General features: G+C 70.9%; 16 protein-coding genes. 5 read left to right on the top strand and 11 right to left on the bottom strand.

Features of this window, described 5'->3' with window-relative positions; all coding sequences use genetic code 11:
* Nucleotides 1-59: 59 nt before the first annotated feature.
* The 3 genes from DEIPH_RS17360 to DEIPH_RS17350 are packed head-to-tail and all read right to left on the bottom strand — an operon-like array spanning nt 60 to nt 2,633.
* Complete coding sequence (locus DEIPH_RS17360; RefSeq protein WP_034360682.1) at nt 60-1,286, bottom strand: vWA domain-containing protein; 1,227 nt, start codon at nt 1,284-1,286, stop codon at nt 60-62.
* Nucleotides 1,283-2,161: an AAA family ATPase gene (locus tag DEIPH_RS17355; protein WP_051517491.1), complete on the bottom strand. Its 879-nt coding sequence runs from the start codon at nt 2,159-2,161 to the stop codon at nt 1,283-1,285. The genes DEIPH_RS17360 and DEIPH_RS17355 overlap by 4 nt, the downstream gene beginning before the upstream one ends.
* Before the next feature lie 7 nt (nt 2,162-2,168).
* Entirely contained in the window at nt 2,169-2,633 is a 465-nt protein-coding gene (locus tag DEIPH_RS17350; RefSeq protein ID WP_034360681.1) for an SRPBCC family protein, read from the bottom strand.
* Nucleotides 2,634-2,720: 87 nt separating this feature from the next.
* Between DEIPH_RS17350 and DEIPH_RS17345 the strand changes: the two genes are divergently transcribed.
* Entirely contained in the window at nt 2,721-3,350 is a 630-nt protein-coding gene (locus DEIPH_RS17345) for a nucleotidyltransferase family protein (protein WP_034360679.1), read from the top strand.
* A 432-nt stretch (nt 3,351-3,782) separates the two neighbouring features.
* Here the strand turns inward: DEIPH_RS17345 and DEIPH_RS17340 are convergent, their stop codons facing one another.
* The 4 genes from DEIPH_RS17340 to DEIPH_RS17325 are packed head-to-tail and all read right to left on the bottom strand — an operon-like array spanning nt 3,783 to nt 6,508.
* Nucleotides 3,783-4,673 (bottom strand): cation diffusion facilitator family transporter, encoded by an 891-nt coding sequence (locus DEIPH_RS17340; protein ID WP_034360677.1) that lies wholly within the window; start codon nt 4,671-4,673, stop codon nt 3,783-3,785.
* Nucleotides 4,670-5,428, bottom strand: coding sequence for a CHAD domain-containing protein (locus tag DEIPH_RS17335; RefSeq protein ID WP_034360676.1), 759 nt, complete (start codon nt 5,426-5,428; stop codon nt 4,670-4,672). The genes DEIPH_RS17340 and DEIPH_RS17335 overlap by 4 nt, the downstream gene beginning before the upstream one ends.
* A gap of 1 nt (nt 5,429) precedes the next feature.
* Nucleotides 5,430-6,248, bottom strand: a complete 819-nt coding sequence (locus DEIPH_RS17330; RefSeq protein WP_034360674.1) for a metallophosphoesterase — start codon at nt 6,246-6,248, stop codon at nt 5,430-5,432.
* Entirely contained in the window at nt 6,245-6,508 is a 264-nt protein-coding gene (locus DEIPH_RS17325) for a hypothetical protein (protein WP_034360672.1), read from the bottom strand. The genes DEIPH_RS17330 and DEIPH_RS17325 overlap by 4 nt, the downstream gene beginning before the upstream one ends.
* Before the next feature lie 136 nt (nt 6,509-6,644).
* Here DEIPH_RS17325 and DEIPH_RS17320 point away from each other — a divergent pair, with 136 nt between their 5' ends.
* Nucleotides 6,645-7,535 (top strand): metallophosphoesterase, encoded by an 891-nt coding sequence (locus tag DEIPH_RS17320; protein WP_034360747.1) that lies wholly within the window; start codon nt 6,645-6,647, stop codon nt 7,533-7,535.
* Between the two features lie 19 nt (nt 7,536-7,554).
* On the opposite strand, the gene DEIPH_RS17315 is transcribed toward DEIPH_RS17320, so the two are convergent.
* The 4 genes from DEIPH_RS17315 to DEIPH_RS17300 form a co-directional block, all read right to left on the bottom strand.
* Nucleotides 7,555-8,670, bottom strand: a complete 1,116-nt coding sequence (locus DEIPH_RS17315) for an HD-GYP domain-containing protein (protein ID WP_034360670.1) — start codon at nt 8,668-8,670, stop codon at nt 7,555-7,557.
* 87 nt (nt 8,671-8,757) lie between these two features.
* The gene (glyA, locus tag DEIPH_RS17310) at nt 8,758-9,996 is read right to left on the bottom strand and encodes a serine hydroxymethyltransferase (protein WP_034360669.1); all 1,239 of its coding nucleotides are present in this window, start codon (nt 9,994-9,996) and stop codon (nt 8,758-8,760) included.
* 68 nt (nt 9,997-10,064) lie between these two features.
* On the bottom strand, nt 10,065-10,583 hold the full coding sequence (locus DEIPH_RS17305) for a hypothetical protein (protein ID WP_051517490.1): 519 nt from the start codon (nt 10,581-10,583) through the stop codon (nt 10,065-10,067).
* 47 nt (nt 10,584-10,630) lie between these two features.
* Nucleotides 10,631-12,088: a potassium/proton antiporter gene (locus DEIPH_RS17300; protein WP_034360667.1), complete on the bottom strand. Its 1,458-nt coding sequence runs from the start codon at nt 12,086-12,088 to the stop codon at nt 10,631-10,633.
* A gap of 225 nt (nt 12,089-12,313) precedes the next feature.
* On the opposite strand from DEIPH_RS17300, the gene pheS reads away from it, so the two are divergent.
* The 3 genes from pheS (at nt 12,314) to DEIPH_RS17285 (ending at nt 16,421) form a co-directional block, all read left to right on the top strand.
* Entirely contained in the window at nt 12,314-13,333 is a 1,020-nt protein-coding gene (gene pheS, locus DEIPH_RS17295; protein ID WP_034360743.1) for a phenylalanine--tRNA ligase subunit alpha, read from the top strand.
* A gap of 61 nt (nt 13,334-13,394) precedes the next feature.
* Nucleotides 13,395-15,854, top strand: a complete 2,460-nt coding sequence (locus DEIPH_RS17290) for a phenylalanine--tRNA ligase subunit beta (protein WP_034360665.1) — start codon at nt 13,395-13,397, stop codon at nt 15,852-15,854.
* 300 nt (nt 15,855-16,154) lie between these two features.
* On the top strand, nt 16,155-16,421 hold the full coding sequence (locus DEIPH_RS17285; protein WP_034360663.1) for a hypothetical protein: 267 nt from the start codon (nt 16,155-16,157) through the stop codon (nt 16,419-16,421).
* The last annotated feature ends 97 nt before the right edge of the window (nt 16,422-16,518 follow it).

Genomic DNA, 16,518 nt, shown 5'->3' with positions numbered 1-16,518 from the left:
GGAAGGTCGTTCTGCCCGTGGCCGCGTCCTTGCCCCTTCCCCTGCCTATCGCCCCCTGCCTATCGCCGCAGCCGCCGCCCCAGTGCGTGCAGGTCCCCCAGGCTCCCGGCGGGCAGGAAGGCGTCGAGATGGGGTAAGGCCGCCTGTACCGCCCGCTGGACCGGCTGGTAACCGGGTAGGGCAGCCAGCGGCGAGAGCCACACCAGCAGGCCCGCCCGTGCTCTCAGGTCCCGCAGGGCGCGGATCAGCACTTCGGGGTCGCCCGTGTCCAGGCCGTCGCTCAGAATCAGGACCACCGTGTCCCGGTTGAGGCGGTCCCGTTCCTCGCGGGCCAGGCGCAGCAGATTGTCCCCGATGCGGGTGCCGCCGCCCCAGGCCGCGCCCAGGTCGGGCAGGGCGAGGGGCTGGCCTGGCCCGGCCCGGCGCAGGTGCGGGGTGAGGCGCGTCAGGCCGGTGCTGAAGGCATACACTTCCACCCGCCGCGCCCGCAGATGCAGCGCAAAGGCGAAGCGCAGCAGCAGGGCCGCGCTCTGGCCCATGCTGCGGCTGCCGTCCAGCATCAGCAGAAAGCGGGGAGCGCGGCGCGGGCGGCCCAGCCATTTGAGCAGGGCCGCGTCTCCGGCCGTGCGGGCGGCCGCGCGCAGGGTGCGGCGGGCATCGAGTTTCGGGCCGTGGGGCCGGGGCCGCAGCCGCCGTGCCCGCCCCAGCTCTACGGCACGAATCAGGGCGGAGGCGGCGCGCAGCAGTTCCGGCAGGTCGTCCACCTCGGTCTGCACCCGGCCCCCGGCGCCTGCATGGGGACTGAGCCGTGCCCGGAGAACCTGGGGCGGCGTGTCCGGGTCGTCCGGGGCGTTCTCCAGCGCCCTTCCCGGGGCCTGCGGGGATATGGCGTCCTCGTCTGCCGGGTCTTCCCCGGAGGATTGCGGGTGCCCCTGGACTGGCCCGGTCTTTTTCCCTGCCCGGGCCGTCGGTTCCGGGGGCGACGGCTCTCCCGGCGCGGCCTGTCCGCCCGGAGCGGGGGGGAGAGGCGGCGGGGGCAGCTCTGCCGGGCGGCGGAAGAAGGCGCCGAACTCCGCGTCGAACACCCGCGCCTCTGCCGGGCTGGTGGTGAGCACCGCCCGCAACGCGTCCTGCACCTGGGCCACCTGAAGCACGTCCACCGCCTGCACGGCCCGCAGCGCGTCGCGGATCTCTCCCGGCCCGATCAGAAAGCCGTGCCGGAACCGCAACTGTGCGGCAAAAGCCCGCACCTGCGCGCTGAGTTGGGCAAGGCCGGGGGAGGTCACGCCCCGGCGTTGTGCGCCGCGATCCGGTCCAGGGTGGGGCGCGCGAGCCGCTGGTCCTCGTGCAGTTTCAGGACGGCCCCCAATGTCGCCTCCAGCGCGGGGGCGTCGAGCCAGTCGCGGTGCAGGGCCAGCAGCGCGGCGGCCCAGTCGAGGGTTTCGGCCACGCCCGGCGGTTTGCCCAGCGGCAGGGCGCGCAGGGCGTGAACGGCGGCCGTGACCTGCCGCGCCAGCGCCTCGTCGATGCCCGGCAGCCGCGCCCGCAGGATGTCGAGTTCCTGAGCGGCGCTGGGGTACTCGACCCACTGGTACAGGCAGCGGCGGCGCAGCGCGTCACTCAGTTCGCGCGAGCGGTTGCTGGTCAGCAGGACGTGCGGGCGCGCGGTGGCCCTCAGCGTGCCCAGTTCCGGCACCGTGACTTGCCACTCAGCCAGCAGTTCGAGCAAAAAAGCCTCGAAGGCCTCGTCCGCGCGGTCCACCTCGTCGATCAGCAGGACGGGCGAGGTGGGTTGCCGGATCGCCTCCAGCAGCGGGCGCTGCATCAGAAACTGGGGGCCGTACAGGTCCTCATCGGTCACGGGCCGCCCCCCGGCCTCGGCGGCGCGCAGGTGCAGGAGCTGCCGGGCATAGTTCCACTCGTAGAGAGCGGCCTGCGCGTCCAGCCCCTCGTAACACTGGAGGCGGATCAGGCGCGTGCCCAGCACCTCCGCCAGCGTCTTGGCCGCCTCGGTCTTGCCGACGCCCGCCGGACCTTCCAGCAGCAGCGGTTTACCCAGCGCCACCACCAGCCGCAGCGCGGTGACGAGCGCGTCTCCCGCCACATAGCCGCGCTCCCGGAAGGCGGCCGCCAAGTCGAGGGGCACAGGCGGGTCGGTCACCCCCGGATCACGCCAGGGTTCCGGCGCTGGCCCCGACCTGCGCGCTCATGTTCTGGAAGGTCTTCTGGATCAGCTTCTGCGCCTGCACGTCCAGCACGCGCCCGCCCACCGTCGCCACCGGGCCGCGCATGGTCGCGTCGCCGGTCCAGTCGAGGGTGGTGGTGCCGTCGCCGTTGTCCACGATGTTGGCCCCGGCGGTCATGTCGACCACGCTGCCCAGGCCGCCGCCCTGTACCTTCACGTTCACCCGGTTCTGCGCCTCGTCGGGCTGCACCTCGATCTTGAACCTGAACTTGCCGCGCACCATGCCCACGCCCACCTGCACGGTCGCTTCCAGGTGGGTTTGGTCCTTCACCACGACCTCCTGCACGTCCGGCAGGCAGCGCGCCACCCGCTCGGGGTCCTGCACGAAGGCCCACACCGCCGCCGGGGGCGCCTGAACCTGTTCCTGACCGCTGTAACTGAGTTTCATGGGGAACCTCCTGGGAAGAAGCTGCGTTGCCGGACGGCCTCTATTCTGCCCCAGCCGGGGAGGTCGTGGGGCCGGTACACTCCGAACATGCGCCCACCTTCCTCCGGCCCGGTCGTGGGCGTGCTGCTGGCGGCAGGCCGGGGCACCCGCATGGGGCAGCCCAAGCAACTCGCGTCCCTGCGCGGGGTGCCGCTGGTGCGTCATGCCGCGCTCGCGCTGGCCGGGGGCGGCTTCGAGGTGCTGCTGGCGGTGGTGCCTCCCGGTGAGGTGGGCGCGGGCGTGCGGGCGGCGCTGCGGGGGCTGCCCTTCACTTTTGCGCAGAACCCCGACCCGGCGCGCGGGCTGGCGGGGTCCTTCCGGGCCGCCGCCGCCGCTCTGCCCGCAGGGGTGAGCGCCGCCCACTTCGCGCTGGCGGATATGCCGCTGCTGACGGGCGAGGTGCATGCGCGGCTGCTGGCCGCCTTCCGCGAGACGGGCGCCCCCCTGGTGCTGGCCGAGTACGGTGACCCCGGCCGCGAGGCCGTGCGCGCCCCACCGCACCTGTTCCGCGCCGACCTGCTGCCCGCCCTGCGCGCCCTGCCCGATGCCGACCACGGCCCGCGAATGCTGCTGCGGCAGGAGGCGGGGCAGGCGGTCACGCTGCGGTTTCCCGCCGCCCTCCTGGCCGACGTGGACACGCCGGAGGACCTGGCGCGGCTGGAAGCCGGGCAGGCCTAGTACACGGTCAACCGATTTTCTGGGAGCTGGATGATGAGAAACAAATTGCTAGAGGTCGTTCGGGACAGCGGATACGTTCTCATCGTTCAAGTAGCCACCCTGCTTTGATCGCTTGACGATGTACTAGTGGATGACCACAGCGATGTGGAGGCATTTCCTTTTGCTCCTCCCCCTTGAGGGGGGAGGCCGGGAGGGGGTGAACGGGCAAGGCCTCCCAGAAAAATAAGGATGCCCTTGCCTGTGGTCATCCACTAGAGCATTTGTCCGAATCACACCGCCATGGGGAAAGCACCTCCAACGGTTCCATTCTCCCAAACGCTCTCCCTCTTTCACTCGCTCCGCTCGGTCAAAAAGAAGGTCTCTTTTTGACAAATGCTCTAGGCAAGACCTGGGCCGACCTTTTCGCCCCTCGCTTTGCTTTGCACCAGGGCCTTACGGGTGCAGGTGCTCTGGGTGCCCCGCGTGCAGGCCCTCCGGTTCGACCTGCACGGTCGTATGTTCGATGCCGTAGCGTTCCGCGACCTCGTGGACCTGCGGCAGCAGGCCCGCCGGGGCCTCGGCGCTGACGAGGTGGGCGGTGAGGTTGTGTTCGCCGCCGGTCACGCTCCAGACGTGCAGGTCGTGGACCTCCCGGACCCCCGGCAGGGCGCGCAGGTCCGCGCGCAGGGCATCCAGGTCGAGGCCCTCCGGTACGCCTTCCAGCAGCACGTTCACGCTGGCTCTGAGCAGCGTCCAGGTGCGCGGCAGCACCCATAGGCCGATCAGGGCACCCAGCACCGGGTCCACCCAGGTCAGGCCGGTGAAGCGGATCACAAGCGCCCCGACGATCACCGCGACCGACCCCAGCAGGTCGCCCAGGACTTCCAGATACGCGGATTTCACGTTGAGGCTGCCCGCCGCGCCCCCGGCCAGGATGCGGGCGCTGATCAGGTTGACGGTCAATCCCAGCACCGCCACGACCAGCATCGGGGTCGTTTGCACGGCCACCGGGTCACGCAGCCGCCCGTAAGCCTCCACCAGAATGTAAAGCCCGATGGCGAACAGTGCGCCGGCATTCAGGGCCGCTGCCAGAATCTCGCTGCGGCGGTAGCCGAAGGTGCGTTTGCGGTCGGCGGGCCGCTGCCCCATGCGGATGGCGAAGAGCGACAGGGCCAGCGCCGCCACGTCCGTCAGCATGTGCCCGGCATCCGAGAGCAGCGCGAGGCTGCCCGAGAGGAAGGCGAAAACCACCTCCACCCCCAGGAAAGTCCCGGTCAGGGCCAGCGCCAGGCCGAGCTGACGGGCATTGGCGTTCGCGCCGTGGCTGTGGGCGTGTTCGCTCAAGTCACCACTTTCTCGCTGTCCTGGCGGGGGGGTGTGGAGAGCGGCTCGGCTAGGGCCGCGACCAGGGCCGGGAACAACTCGCGCACCTGCGCCCGCGCCGCCTGCCGCGTGGCCTCCTCGCGGGCGATCAGGCGGGCGCGCTCGTAGCGCAGCAGGTCGGGGTCGCCGTGCAGAAGGCCCAGCACCACCTCGGCGTCTTGCAGGCGGCCCAGGGCGTCCAGCGTGCCCGTCAGCACGGGCGGCACCTCGCCCAGCAGGTCCAGGGTGTAGCGGTACCGCTTCAGGCGTTTGCGCCAGGCGTGCCACAGTTCGGGGTCTTCCGAGGCCAGCGCCGCCTCGCCGTCCCGCAGGAGGCGCTGGCCGTCCTTCCTGGCCAGCCGCCGCGCCCGGCCCTTCCAGCCCCGGTGTAGGTCATAGGCCTTGGGGCGGTCCGGCCAGACGGTCTGCGCCAGCAGCGCCGCGCGCCGCTCGGCCCAGGTCCGGTCGAAGTAGGCGAGGGTCTGCGGCTCGGCGCCCAGTTCGGTCAGCGCCTCCCGTAGATGTCCGCCCGCCACGTCGTGATCGCGCAAGGGCGCGGCGGCGCGGCGCAGGTCGCGCCAGGCACGCTCGGCCTTCTGGCCGGCCCGCGCCACCCGCAGCTCGGCCTGTGCCCGCCGCGTCAGCTTGCGGGCGGCATGGACGGCCTGCGGGTCGCCCGCCCGCAATTCGTCCCACAGGAGCTTGAGGCGGCGGGCCGTCCGGCTGTGCTGGGTCATCTCAGGGCCTCCCGGTCAGGGTGATGGTGTGCAGGGGCAACGGTTCCCCGAAGGCGGGATAGCGCCGCGCCGCCCCCGGCTGGCCGGGTCCTTCCAGCACAGTCACTTCGGGCCGCCCCGTCACGTCGACCGCCAGCAGCGCGAGGCGGCCCGTCTCGTAGGCCCCCAGGTCGAGGTACACGTGGCGGCCCAGCCGCACCGGAACGCGGACGGGGGTGTGCCCGTGCACGCTGTACGTCACGCCTTCGGGCAGCGGGAAGGGTCCCTCGAAGGGCCGCAGCCACAGCGCCGCCGACTCCGGGCTGGGGTACTGCGGGTGCTTGACCGGGGGGCTGGCGTGCGCGACCAGCACGCTCGCTTCCCCGGGGGGGGCGCGGTGCAGCTGGCCATCCGCCGTCACGTACACCACCCGCACCAGCGCGTCCAGATACTCGGCCAGCGTGGGCGGGAACGTTTCCAGGGTCAGGCGGCCCACCTCGCGGCGCACGCTCTCGCCGCCGTTGCCCATCCACCACCCGAAGCCTTCCAGCGCCCGGCGTTCGTCGGCGGGCGCGCGGGAGGTCAGATACTGGCGGTACCACTGCAACCCCTCCTGCGCCATGCGCTCGTGGTTGCCCATCAGCAGCGTCGCGCGGCCCTGGCGGTGCAGGTCCAGCAGCAGCTCGGCGCACCGCAGGCTGTGCGGCCCCCGGTCCAGCGCGTCACCCAGGCTGAGCAGGTGCGCGTCCGGGCCGAAGGTGGCCTGCACGTAGGCGACCGCCTCCGCCAGCAGGTCGGCCCGCCCGTGCAGGTCGGGCAGGACGATGACCGGGCGCGTCACGGCTGCTCCTCTCCCGGCGCGTCCGCGAAGTCGAGGAGCGTCTGTTTGCTCCGCTCGCGCAGCAGCCGGGCACCGTCGGGGTCTGGGGTAAAGGTCACGCCCCCGCCCGTCACCGTGACCCGGTAGGCCGCGCCGTCCTGCACGTCCGGCAGCCACTCGGCGGGCAGCTGATACGTGCGGCCCCGCGCGTCCTCCACGTCTGCCAGGCCTGCGTCCTCGTCCAGCATGTCCACCACCAGAAGGTCACCCGCCCACGTCATACCGGCAGTCTAGCCCCTGGGTCCGCCGCCGGGCCGGAAGGCCAAGAAACAGCGAAACCGGCGGCTGGTGCGGCCCGGCCGGTTCCTGCACCTTTTGGCGGACGGTGATCTCATGCCCGGCCGTTACCTTGCGGGCATGGACCCCGCACCGTCCCCAGCCACGCACCTGACCCGCCGCCGCCTGCTGCGTGGCCTGCTGGGGGGTGGTCTGGCCGTGGGGGCGCTGGGCGGCGCGGGGCTGGCGCAGGCGGCACGCTTCGGGGTGGTCCGCGAGCAGGCCGCGCTCCCGGGGCTGCGCTCGCCCCTGCGCGCCGCGTTCCTGACCGACCTGCACTACGGCCTCTATGCCTTTGCGGGCAGCGTGCGGGCCTGGGTGGACGCCGCGAACGCCGAACGCCCCGACCTGATCCTGCTGGGCGGGGACTTTCTGGACCTGCGCCCGGACGCCGACCCCGCGCCGCTGCTGACCGAACTGGCCCGCCTGCGGGCGCCGCTGGGCGCGTTCGGCGTGTGGGGCAACCATGACTATGGCAGTTTCGGGCGCTCCGACGCGGAGAGGCGGGGGCTGCCCGGTTCCGGCTGGCAGGCCCGCCAGCAGGAGCTGACCGCCGCATTCGCCCGCTCCGGCGTCACCATCCTGAGGGACGCGGGGCGCGCCGTGCGGGACGACCTGTGGCTGGGCGGCGTGGACGACTTCTGGTTCGGGCGGCCCGACCCGGCGGCGGCCCTGGCCGGAGCCGGGGAACGGGCCACGCTGCTGCTCAGCCACAACCCCGATCTTCTGCCCGACCTGCCTGGTCCGGCGGGGCTGGTCCTGTGCGGGCACACCCACGGCGGTCAGATTCGCCTGCCGCTGTTCGGCGCGCCTGTCGTGCCCAGCCGCTACGGCCAGCGCTACGCGATGGGCTGGGTACGCGGCGCGTATGGCACGCCCGCCTATGTCAGCCGGGGCCTGGGCACCAGCGGCGTGCCGCTGCGCAACCTGTGCGAGCCGGAGATCACGCTGTTCACGCTGACGCCGGCCTGAAAGCTCCCGGCCTTTCCGGTCACGCGCTCGCGGCGACCCTGTCCCCTTCCAGCAGCCCCAGCAGCGCCGTCACGACCACCGGGTCGAAGTGGCTGCCACTGCGCTGTCCCAGATAGGCGGCGGCCTCCGCAGGGGTCCAGGCGTGCTTGTAGGGCCTGACGCTGGTGAGGGCGTCGTACACGTCGCAGGCGGCGAAGATGCGGGCGTGCAGGGGAATGGCCTCGCCGGATAGGCCGCCCGGGTAACCGCTGCCGTCCCAGCATTCGTGGTGTCCGGTGATCACGTCGAGTGCCGCGCGGGGCAGAAAGGAGAGCTGCGCCGCCAGCCGCGCGCCCTCGGTGACGTGCGCCTGCATGCGGGTGCGGGCCTGCGGGTCCAGCACGCCGGGATGGTGCAGGATCTCGTCGGGAATGGCGATCTTGCCGATGTCGTGCAGGTAGGCACCCCAGCGCAGGTCGCGCAGATCGTTGCCCTCCAGCCCCAGCGCCCGGCCCAGGCGCAGCGCCAGCCCCGTGACCCGGTCGGTGTGCCCGTAGGTCTCGGCATCCCGGGCCTCCAGCAGCAGGCCCAGGGCGCGCAGGGCGCACTCGTGGGCGTCCCGCTCGCGTTCTTCCGCGTCCAGCCGCGCGGCCAGCAGGGTCAGCAGGCCGGTGACGCTTCTCATCAGCTGCCGCTCCTCCCCCGACCAGGGATGCGGCGTGAACACGTGGGAAAGCAGCGTGCCCACCAGCCGCCCTTCCTGGTCGCGCACGGGGGCGGCGGTCAGCGCCAGCACGCCCAGGTCGGCAAAGCCCGCCGCCTGCGGGTCGGTGCGGGTGTCCTCGAAAAACAGCACGCCGCCCGCTTCCTGCAAGGCGCTCACCAGCGGCAGCTCGGGGGGCAGACCGTGCGCGATCAGCGCCTGAAGCGGTCCTGGCGGCAGGTCCCCGCTGGCCGCCCGCGCGTGGTAGGTCAGCGTGGTATCCCGCAGCTGAAAGTAGCCGGCCCCCACCGCCGCCGTGTGGCTCACCAGTGCGTCCAGCACGGGCTGCATCGCGCTGCCCAGGTCGGGCGCGGTCAGGCCCAGGCGCGTCAGGTGCAGGGACAGGTCATGCGGCGGGGCAGAGCCTGCACGGGAGGCGGTGACGGCAGTCATGGCCCGCAGCCTAACGGGAGAAATCTCACAAAAAACTGGCAGAGAAAAAGCCCAGGGCGAACCTGGGCCGTGGGAGCGGCAACCGACTCAGGGCAGCGGGAAGCCTCCCGCGAAGGCGTGGACCTCGGCCTTCACGTCCTCGCCCTTCAGCGCGCGGTCGATCAGGTCCGCGATGGTCGGCATGTCCGTTTCCGTCATGCCGCGTGTGGTGACGGCGGGCGTGCCGAGGCGGATGCCGCCGCCGTGCAGGATCTTTTCGGTGTCGTAGGGCAGGGTGGATTTGGAGATGGTGATGGCATTGGCGTCCAGCCGTTTGGTGGCCTTGGTGCCGTTGAGGCCCTGGGGGCGCAGGTCCAGCACGAAGAGGTGGTTGTCGGTGCCGCCCGACACCACGCGGTAGCCCTTGTCCTGAAACGCCTGGGCCAGCGCCTGCGCGTTCCGGATGATCTGCGCGGCATAGTCCTTGAACTCGGGTTGCAGCGCCTCCCCGAACGCGACGGCCTTGGCGGCGATCACGTGTTCCAGCGGCCCGCCCTGATAGCCCGGAAAGACGGCCCGGTCGATCTTCGCGCCGATCTCGGGATCGTTGGAGAGGATGATGCCGCCACGCGGGCCTCTGAGGGTCTTGTGGGTGGTGCTGGCGACCACGTGCGCGTGCGGCAGTGCGTTGGGGTGCAGCCCCGCCGCGATCAGCCCGGCGATGTGCGCGATATCGGCAAACAGGATCGCGCCCACCTCGTCCGCGATCTCCCGGAAGGCCGCGAAGTCGATGATGCGGCTGTAGGCACTGGCCCCCGCGATGATCATCTTCGGCTGGTGCTCGTGCGCGAGGCGGCGCACCTCCTCCATGTCGATCAGTTCGGTGTCGGGGTTCACCTTGTACCCGACGATTTTGTACCGCAGCCCCGAGAAGTTGACCGGGTTGCCGTGCGTCAGGTGCCCGCCGTGCGAGAGGTCCATGCCCAGCACGGTGTCCCCCGGCTCGATCAGCGCGTTGTACACGGCCAGGTTCGCGCTGCTGCCCGAGTGCGGCTGCACGTTGGCCCACTCGGCCCCGAACAGCTGCTTGACGCGCTCGATGGCGAGGCGCTCGACCTCGTCCACCACCTCGCAGCCGCCGTACCAGCGTTTACCGGGATAGCCTTCCGCGTACTTGTTGGTCAGGACGCTGCCCTGCGCCGCCCGCACCTCGGCGCTGCAAAAGTTCTCGGAGGCGATCAGTTCCAGGCCCACGCGCTGGCGCCCTTCCTCCTGCGCGATCAGCTCGAAGACGGCCGTGTCACGGACGGCGGCCTGCACGGGGGTGGACGGCTCGGCGGTGGTCATGGGGGTACGGTAACACCCGCGCCGGGGGGTGAAAGTGGGGCTGTCTCAGCAGTGGGGACGGGCGAGCGCTACCGGCAGTGGTTCACGGCCTGAAGGGCCTGGGGCAGCCCCCTCACCGGGAAGGTGTAGGTGAGTTCGCGCCCGTCGCTGCGCTTCACGCGCATCAGGACCTTGCTGCGCGCCGACTTGAAGGCCCCCAGCAGCTGCGGGTCGAGTTCGTCGGGAACCGCCAGGGCCGTGAGAACGGGCTTGTTTTCCTCGCCTATCCAGACTGTCGGCACGGTCCGCGCCGCGAGGGTATCCACGCGGTAGACGATGTCGGGGGTCGTCCCGGCCTTGTAGTCGGCCAGGGTGTACAGCGGGTCTTTGGTGTAGAGATAGAACACGGCGCCGCCCTGCTGGCAGGACAGTTCCACGTAGGTCTTGTTCACCGTGTCGTTGACCTCGTCCAGAAAGACGCTGCTGGTGTTGGCGCCAGTGATGGGGTCCCTGGACTTGCTGTAGGACACGGTCGTCCCCGGAACGTAGGTGTCCGCGAGCGCCGCACTCGCCAGGACGGTCAGGAGCAGAGCCGCACCTTTTCGCATGACGCGAGCATACCTGCCCGGCTGGCCCCGCCGCGAGCAGCTTTGCTTCACGCCCCCAGCCGCCGCCGCACCTCGCGCAACTCGTCCTCGCGGGCCAGCACTTGCAGGCTGTCGCCCGCCTCCAGCCGCGTCGCGCCCTTGGGAATCAGGAACTCGCCGCCCCGGTGGACCAGGATCACCAGGGCATCCGGGGGCAGGTGCAGGTCGAGGATGCGCCGGCCGTCCGCCTCGCTGCCCCGCTGCACCTCGACCTCCACCATCGCGTTCTTGCTGTGGCCGGTGGGGGTGTAGGTGATCGGGTTCACGCTGGGCACCGGCAGGGCCTCGCGCAGCCCCAGCAGGCGGGCCACCAGGGTCAGGGTGGTGCCCTGGAGCAGCACGCTGGTCAGCACGATGAAAAACACCACATTGAAGAGCGTCTGCGCCTGCGCCGCGCCCGCCAGCAGCGGAAAGGTCGCCAGCACGATGGGCACCGCCCCGCGCAGGCCCACCCAGGCGACCATCGTCTTCTGGTTGAGCGGCATGGGGGAGGCCGCCAGGCTGAGAAACACGGCCACGGGCCGCGCTGCGAAGACCAGCACCAGTGCGCAGGCCAGCGCCAGCCCGGCGGTGGGCAGCAGCTCGCGCGGATTGACCAGCAGCCCCAGCGTGAGGAACATCGCCACCTGCATCAGCCACGCCAGCCCGTCGTGAAAGGCCAGCAGGCTGCGTTTATGGATGAAGTCGGCGTTGCCCAGGATCACGCCCGCGATGTAGATCGCCAGAAAGCCGCTGCCCCCCGCCACCGCCGCCCCGCTGAAGATGGTCAGCGCCAGCGCCAGTGACAGGACCGAGTACAGCCCCTCGAACTGGAGTTGCAGGCGGTTGAGCAGCCACAGCGCCGCGCGGCCCAGCAGCACGCCCGCCAGCGCGCCGATCAGCATCTGCCGCAAGAAGAGCGGCACGATCTCCAGCACGCCCATGCCGGGATGCGCGATCAGTTCCAGAATCCCCACCGTCAGAAAGACGGCCATCGGGTCGTTGCCGCCCGACTCGAACTCCAGCAGCGGGGCCACGTCGCCCTTCAGGCCCAGCGCCCGTTCCTTGAGCACGCTGAAGACCGCCGAGGCGTCGGTGCTGCTGACCACCGCGCCCAGCAGCCAGCCCGCCAGCCAGGGCCACCCCAGCGCGTAGTGCGCGAAGGCCGCCATGATCCCAGCCGTGATCAGCACGCCCAGCGTCGCCAGGCTGAGGCCGCGCCGGATCACGGGCCGCGTCTCGCCCCAGTGGGTGGTCAGCCCGCCCTGAAACAGGATGAAACACAGCGCCACCGTGCCCAGCACCTGCGCGAAGCGGTAGTCGCTGAACTGGATGCCCAGCCCGTCGGTGCCCGCCAGCATCCCCACGCCCAGAAACAGCAGCAGGCCCGGAATGCCCAGCCGCCCGCCCAGTCGGCTCACCACCAGGCTGACCAGCAGCAGCACGCCCGCTGCGAGCAGATAGATCTCCGCGTGAGCTTCTCCCATCGGGCCTATGGTTTCACAGGTCTGCGGCGGCTTGGGCGGGGCAGCGGTTGACCCTCTGTGCGCGGCCCGCTACCCTGGGCCTTATGTTGCGCTCCGGTACACCTTCGCCGTTTAGCGGCTGCCGGGGCACGCCCGTCTGACCTTCAGGCGCAGCGCGACACCCCGCCCCCTTGCTGTGGCGGGGATTTTTTTATTCCGACCGGAGACACCATGCCAGAAGACAACCTGCAACAAGAAGCCCTGCAAGCCATCCAGGCCGCCCCCGACCTGGGCACCCTGCAAGCCGTCAAGACGCGCTATGTGGGCAAAAGCGGCCTCGTGACCAAGGAACTCGGCAGCCTCGGCAAGCTCCCGCCCGAGGAACGCAAAAGCCGGGGCGCGGAGATCAACGCCGTGCGTCAGGCCATCGATACGGCCTTGGGCGAGCGCGAGGCGGTGCTGAAACGCGCGGCCCTCGACGCCCGACTCGCCTCCGAGGCCATCGACGTGACCCTGCCCGGCCTGGGCCTCCCGGCGGGTGGGCTGCATCCCATCAACCGCGTCTACGACGACCTGACGGCCATCTACGAGCGCCTGGGCTATACGGTGATCGAGGGGCCGGAGGTCGAGGACGAACACCACAACTTCGAGGCCCTGAACGTGCCCTGGTACCACCCCGCCCGTGACCTGCAAGACACCTTCTGGCTGGAAGACGGCCGCCTGCTGCGGACCCACACCAGCCCCATGCAGGTGCGCTACATGGTGGACCACGAGCCGCCCCTCAAGATCGTGGTGCGTGGCAAGGTCTACCGCTACGAGGCCACCGACGCCACCCACGAGGCGATGTTCCACCAGCTCGAAGGTCTGGTGGTGGGCGACGGGATCAGCATGGCCGACCTCAAGGGCACGATTGCCGAGATGGCGCGCGGGCTGTATGGGCCTTCAGCAAAGGTGCGCTTTCAGCCCAGCTACTACCCCTTCGTCGAACCCGGCGCCGACTTCGCCGTGTGGTGGGACAACCCGCGCGGCGAGAGCAAGTGGCTGGAGCTGGGCGGCTGCGGCATGGTCCACCCCAACGTCTTCAAGGCAGTGGACGACCTGCGCGAGGCGGCGGGCAAGGCGCGCGTGTACGAGGGCAAGACCGGCTTTGCCTTCGGCTTGGGGCCGGAGCGCATCGCCATGCTGAAGTATGGGATTCCCGATATCCGCTACTTCTACGCGAACGATCCGAGGGTGATCGGGCAGTTCCGGGGGGAGCTGGGGTGAAGGGGGGCGGGCCACCAAACAACATCGCTTCCCGTTCCCCTCATCCCTTCCGAGGTTCCCCATGAAACTCCCCTACTCCTGGCTTCAAGAACTCGTCCCCCAGCTTCCCCCCGCCCCCGACCTCGAACCCGTCCTCGCCAGCATGGGCCTGCCGCTGGAGGGCATCGAGGAAGTCCCCGCGCCCGCCGAAGGCGTCGTGCTGGCCGCCGTGACTGCCGCCGAACCCCTGGAAGGCACCCAGCTCACGCGTCTCTCGCTGGACGTGGGGCCGCACGGCGCGCGCACCATCGCCTCCGGTGCGCCCAACGCGGTCGGCCTGAGCGCCGGGACGATGGTCGCCCTGGTCACGCCCGGCACGCGGCTGGGTGACGTGGAATACGGCGTGCGCGCCATGCAGGGCGTCGAATCCTGGGGCATGGCGGCCAGCGCGAAGGAACTCGGCATCGGTGAGGCCAGCGCGGGCCTGCTGCTGTTCCCGGCGGGCACGGCGGCCCCCGGCACGCCCCTGCGGGAGCTGTGGGCCGCCGACCGCGTGCTCGACGTGGAGGTCACGCCCAACCGCGCCGACGTGCTGAGCGCCCTGGGCCTCGCGCGGGACCTGGCGGCCTTCCTGGGGCTGGCCCTGGTGGAGCCGGAAGCCGGGCCGCAACCCAGCGGCGAGGGCGAGATTCGCGTGGTCCTCCCGCCGCGCGGCGTGACGCTGGAACGTGATCCCTCGCAGAAACTCCGCTTCGGCTGCGACCACTTCGCCGCCCGGACAGTGAGCGGCGTGCAGAACGGCCCAAGCCCGCTGTGGATGCAGCGCCGCCTGACCCTGGCCGGAATGCGCCCGATCGACCTGATCGTGGACACCAGCAATTACGTGATGCTCGAACTCGGCCAGCCGACGGCGCTGTACGACCGCCGCGACGTGCAGGGTGACCAGATCATCGTGTCCTTCGGGCTGCGGCAGGGCGAGACCGTCCGCGACCTGCTGGGCGGCGAACACACCGTCGGCCCCGAAGACCTCTTGATCCGCGACGGGCGCGAGGTCCAGATTCCCACCGTCGCGGAAGCGTTCGCCACGGCGGGCGAAGCCCAGCCGGGCCAGGGCGTGCTGGGCATCGCGGGCATCGTGGGCGGCGATCACGGGCACGTGCGGGCCGACACTGAAGACGTGGTGATCGAGTCGGCGCACTTCGACCCGGTGTTGCTGCGCCGCACCAGCACCCGCCTGGGCCTCAAGACCGACGCGGTCTACCGCTACGAGCGCGGCGTGGACCCCCTGCTGGCCCCGCGCGGCGCGAACCGGGTGGCGGGCCTGCTCGCGCAGCACGGCGGCGGGCGGCCCTTCCCCGGGGCCACGGTCGTCGGTCAGCCGGACCTTCCCGGCCCCATCGAGGCGACCGGCGAGCAGATTCGCGCGTTGCTGGGCATGGAGGTCGGCACCGATGAGATGGCGGCCCTCCTGACCCGCCTGGGCTGCGGCGTGGAGCGGGACGGCGACCACCTGACCGTCACGCCCCCTTCCTGGCGCGTGGACTTGAGCATCTGGCAGGACCTCGCGGAGGAGGTGGCCCGGCTGCACGGCTACGCCCACCTGCCCGAGACGCTGCCCACCCTGCGCGTCCACACCAGCAACCTGGGGGCCGAGCGGGCCAGCCAGGAGCGCGCGACCCTGCGCCGCACCCTCAGCGGCCTGGGCTTTCAGGAGGTCGTGACCTACACCTTCACCAGCGACGAGGAGGCGGGGAAGGCACGCAGCGAGCGCCCCGGCGTGCGCCTGCGCAATCCCCTCACCGCCGACCGGACCGGCATGCGGACGGCCCTCTACCCCAGCCTGCTCAAAGCCGCGCAGGCCCACCCCAAAGGTGAGCGCGCGCTGCTGTTCGAGATCGGGCGGATTTTTCCGGCGGAGGGCGAGCAGGAGCGCCTGGGCCTGCTGATGCGCGGCCCGCTCGCGCCGCAGACGCACGCGCCGGGCGTGGCGGGAAACTTCCGGGCCTTCCGGGGCCTGGCAGAAGCCTTCGCCGCCAGTCTCGGCGCCGAGCTGGACGTCCGGCAACGGCGCGGCGACGCGGTGCCCCCCGCCCTCCACCCCGGCATCGCGGGCGAGGTCGTGTGGAACGGGCAGGGCGTGGGCTGGCTGGGCGCGCTGCACCCTGAGATTGCGCAGGCGTTCGGGCTGAAGGGCGACACCTTCCTTCTGGAAGCTGGCCTGCCGCTGCCGGGCCGGGCCTGGGCGTTCCGTGACCCCAGCCGCGCCCCCGCCGCCTGGCGTGACTTGGCGGTGATCGCCCCCAACGCAGCCAGCTACGGCGACATTGCGGCGCTGCTGAGGCGCGAGGCGGGCGAGTTGCTCGAGAGCGTGGAGCCGTTCGACGTGTATGAGGGTGCGCCCATTCCCGAGGGGCAGCGCAGCTTGGCCGTGCGTCTGGTCTTCCGGGGCGCACGGACCCTGACCGACGCCGAGGTGGACCCGGTGATGGACCGCCTGATTCAGGCGGTGCGCGCGCAGGGCTGGAGCATCCGCGAGAAGTAGCCCTGCACCTGTCATACGGATTCCGGCCCCAGCCGTTAGCCTTCGGGAAAGCGCCGAAGGCTAACTCCATTCTGGAATCCGTCCTTTTTCCTACTCCTTCCAGAGCATTTGCCATAAGAATGCGGTGGTGTTCCGCGTTCGTTGGCCGAGCGGAGCGAGCGAATTCAGGAAGAGCATTGGGCAGAATGGAGGCACCTGGGGCGCCGTTCCCCGGGGGCCGTAATTCTGCCCAATGCTCCAGTTGGGTTGAACACTTATGCCATAACTGTTCAACCGGAACCCGTATCAGGAGGTCGTCCCATGCCAGCCAGTACCACCGGAACAGGGCTTGAACGTCTGGCCGTCCGCGTCCTGCTCAGGCTCCAGGCCGAGCCGGGCAAGTACACCGCGCGGAGCCTCGCCCGCGAGCTGGGCGAAACGGCCAACCGCGTGAACCGCGTCATCCTCGCCATTGAGGACGAAATCGGTATCGAGCGGGCCGGGGCCTACGGCGTGATCACCGTGAAGAGCCGGAACGAGACCCGAGAAGACCAGGACGTACACGACTCGGAGGTTAAACGTGCGTAGGAAGGCATTTTTCCCCCGCAAGGGGGGAGGCCGGGAGGGGGTGAACGGGCCTGGCCACCCGGAGAAACTGGCTCTCAGCCTCCCCGGTATTCTCGCC

The sequence above is a fragment of the Deinococcus phoenicis genome (genome assembly GCF_000599865.1).
Taxonomy (GTDB): Bacteria; Deinococcota; Deinococci; order Deinococcales; family Deinococcaceae; genus Deinococcus; species Deinococcus phoenicis.
This window is presented reverse-complemented; position numbering and strand designations above follow the sequence as displayed.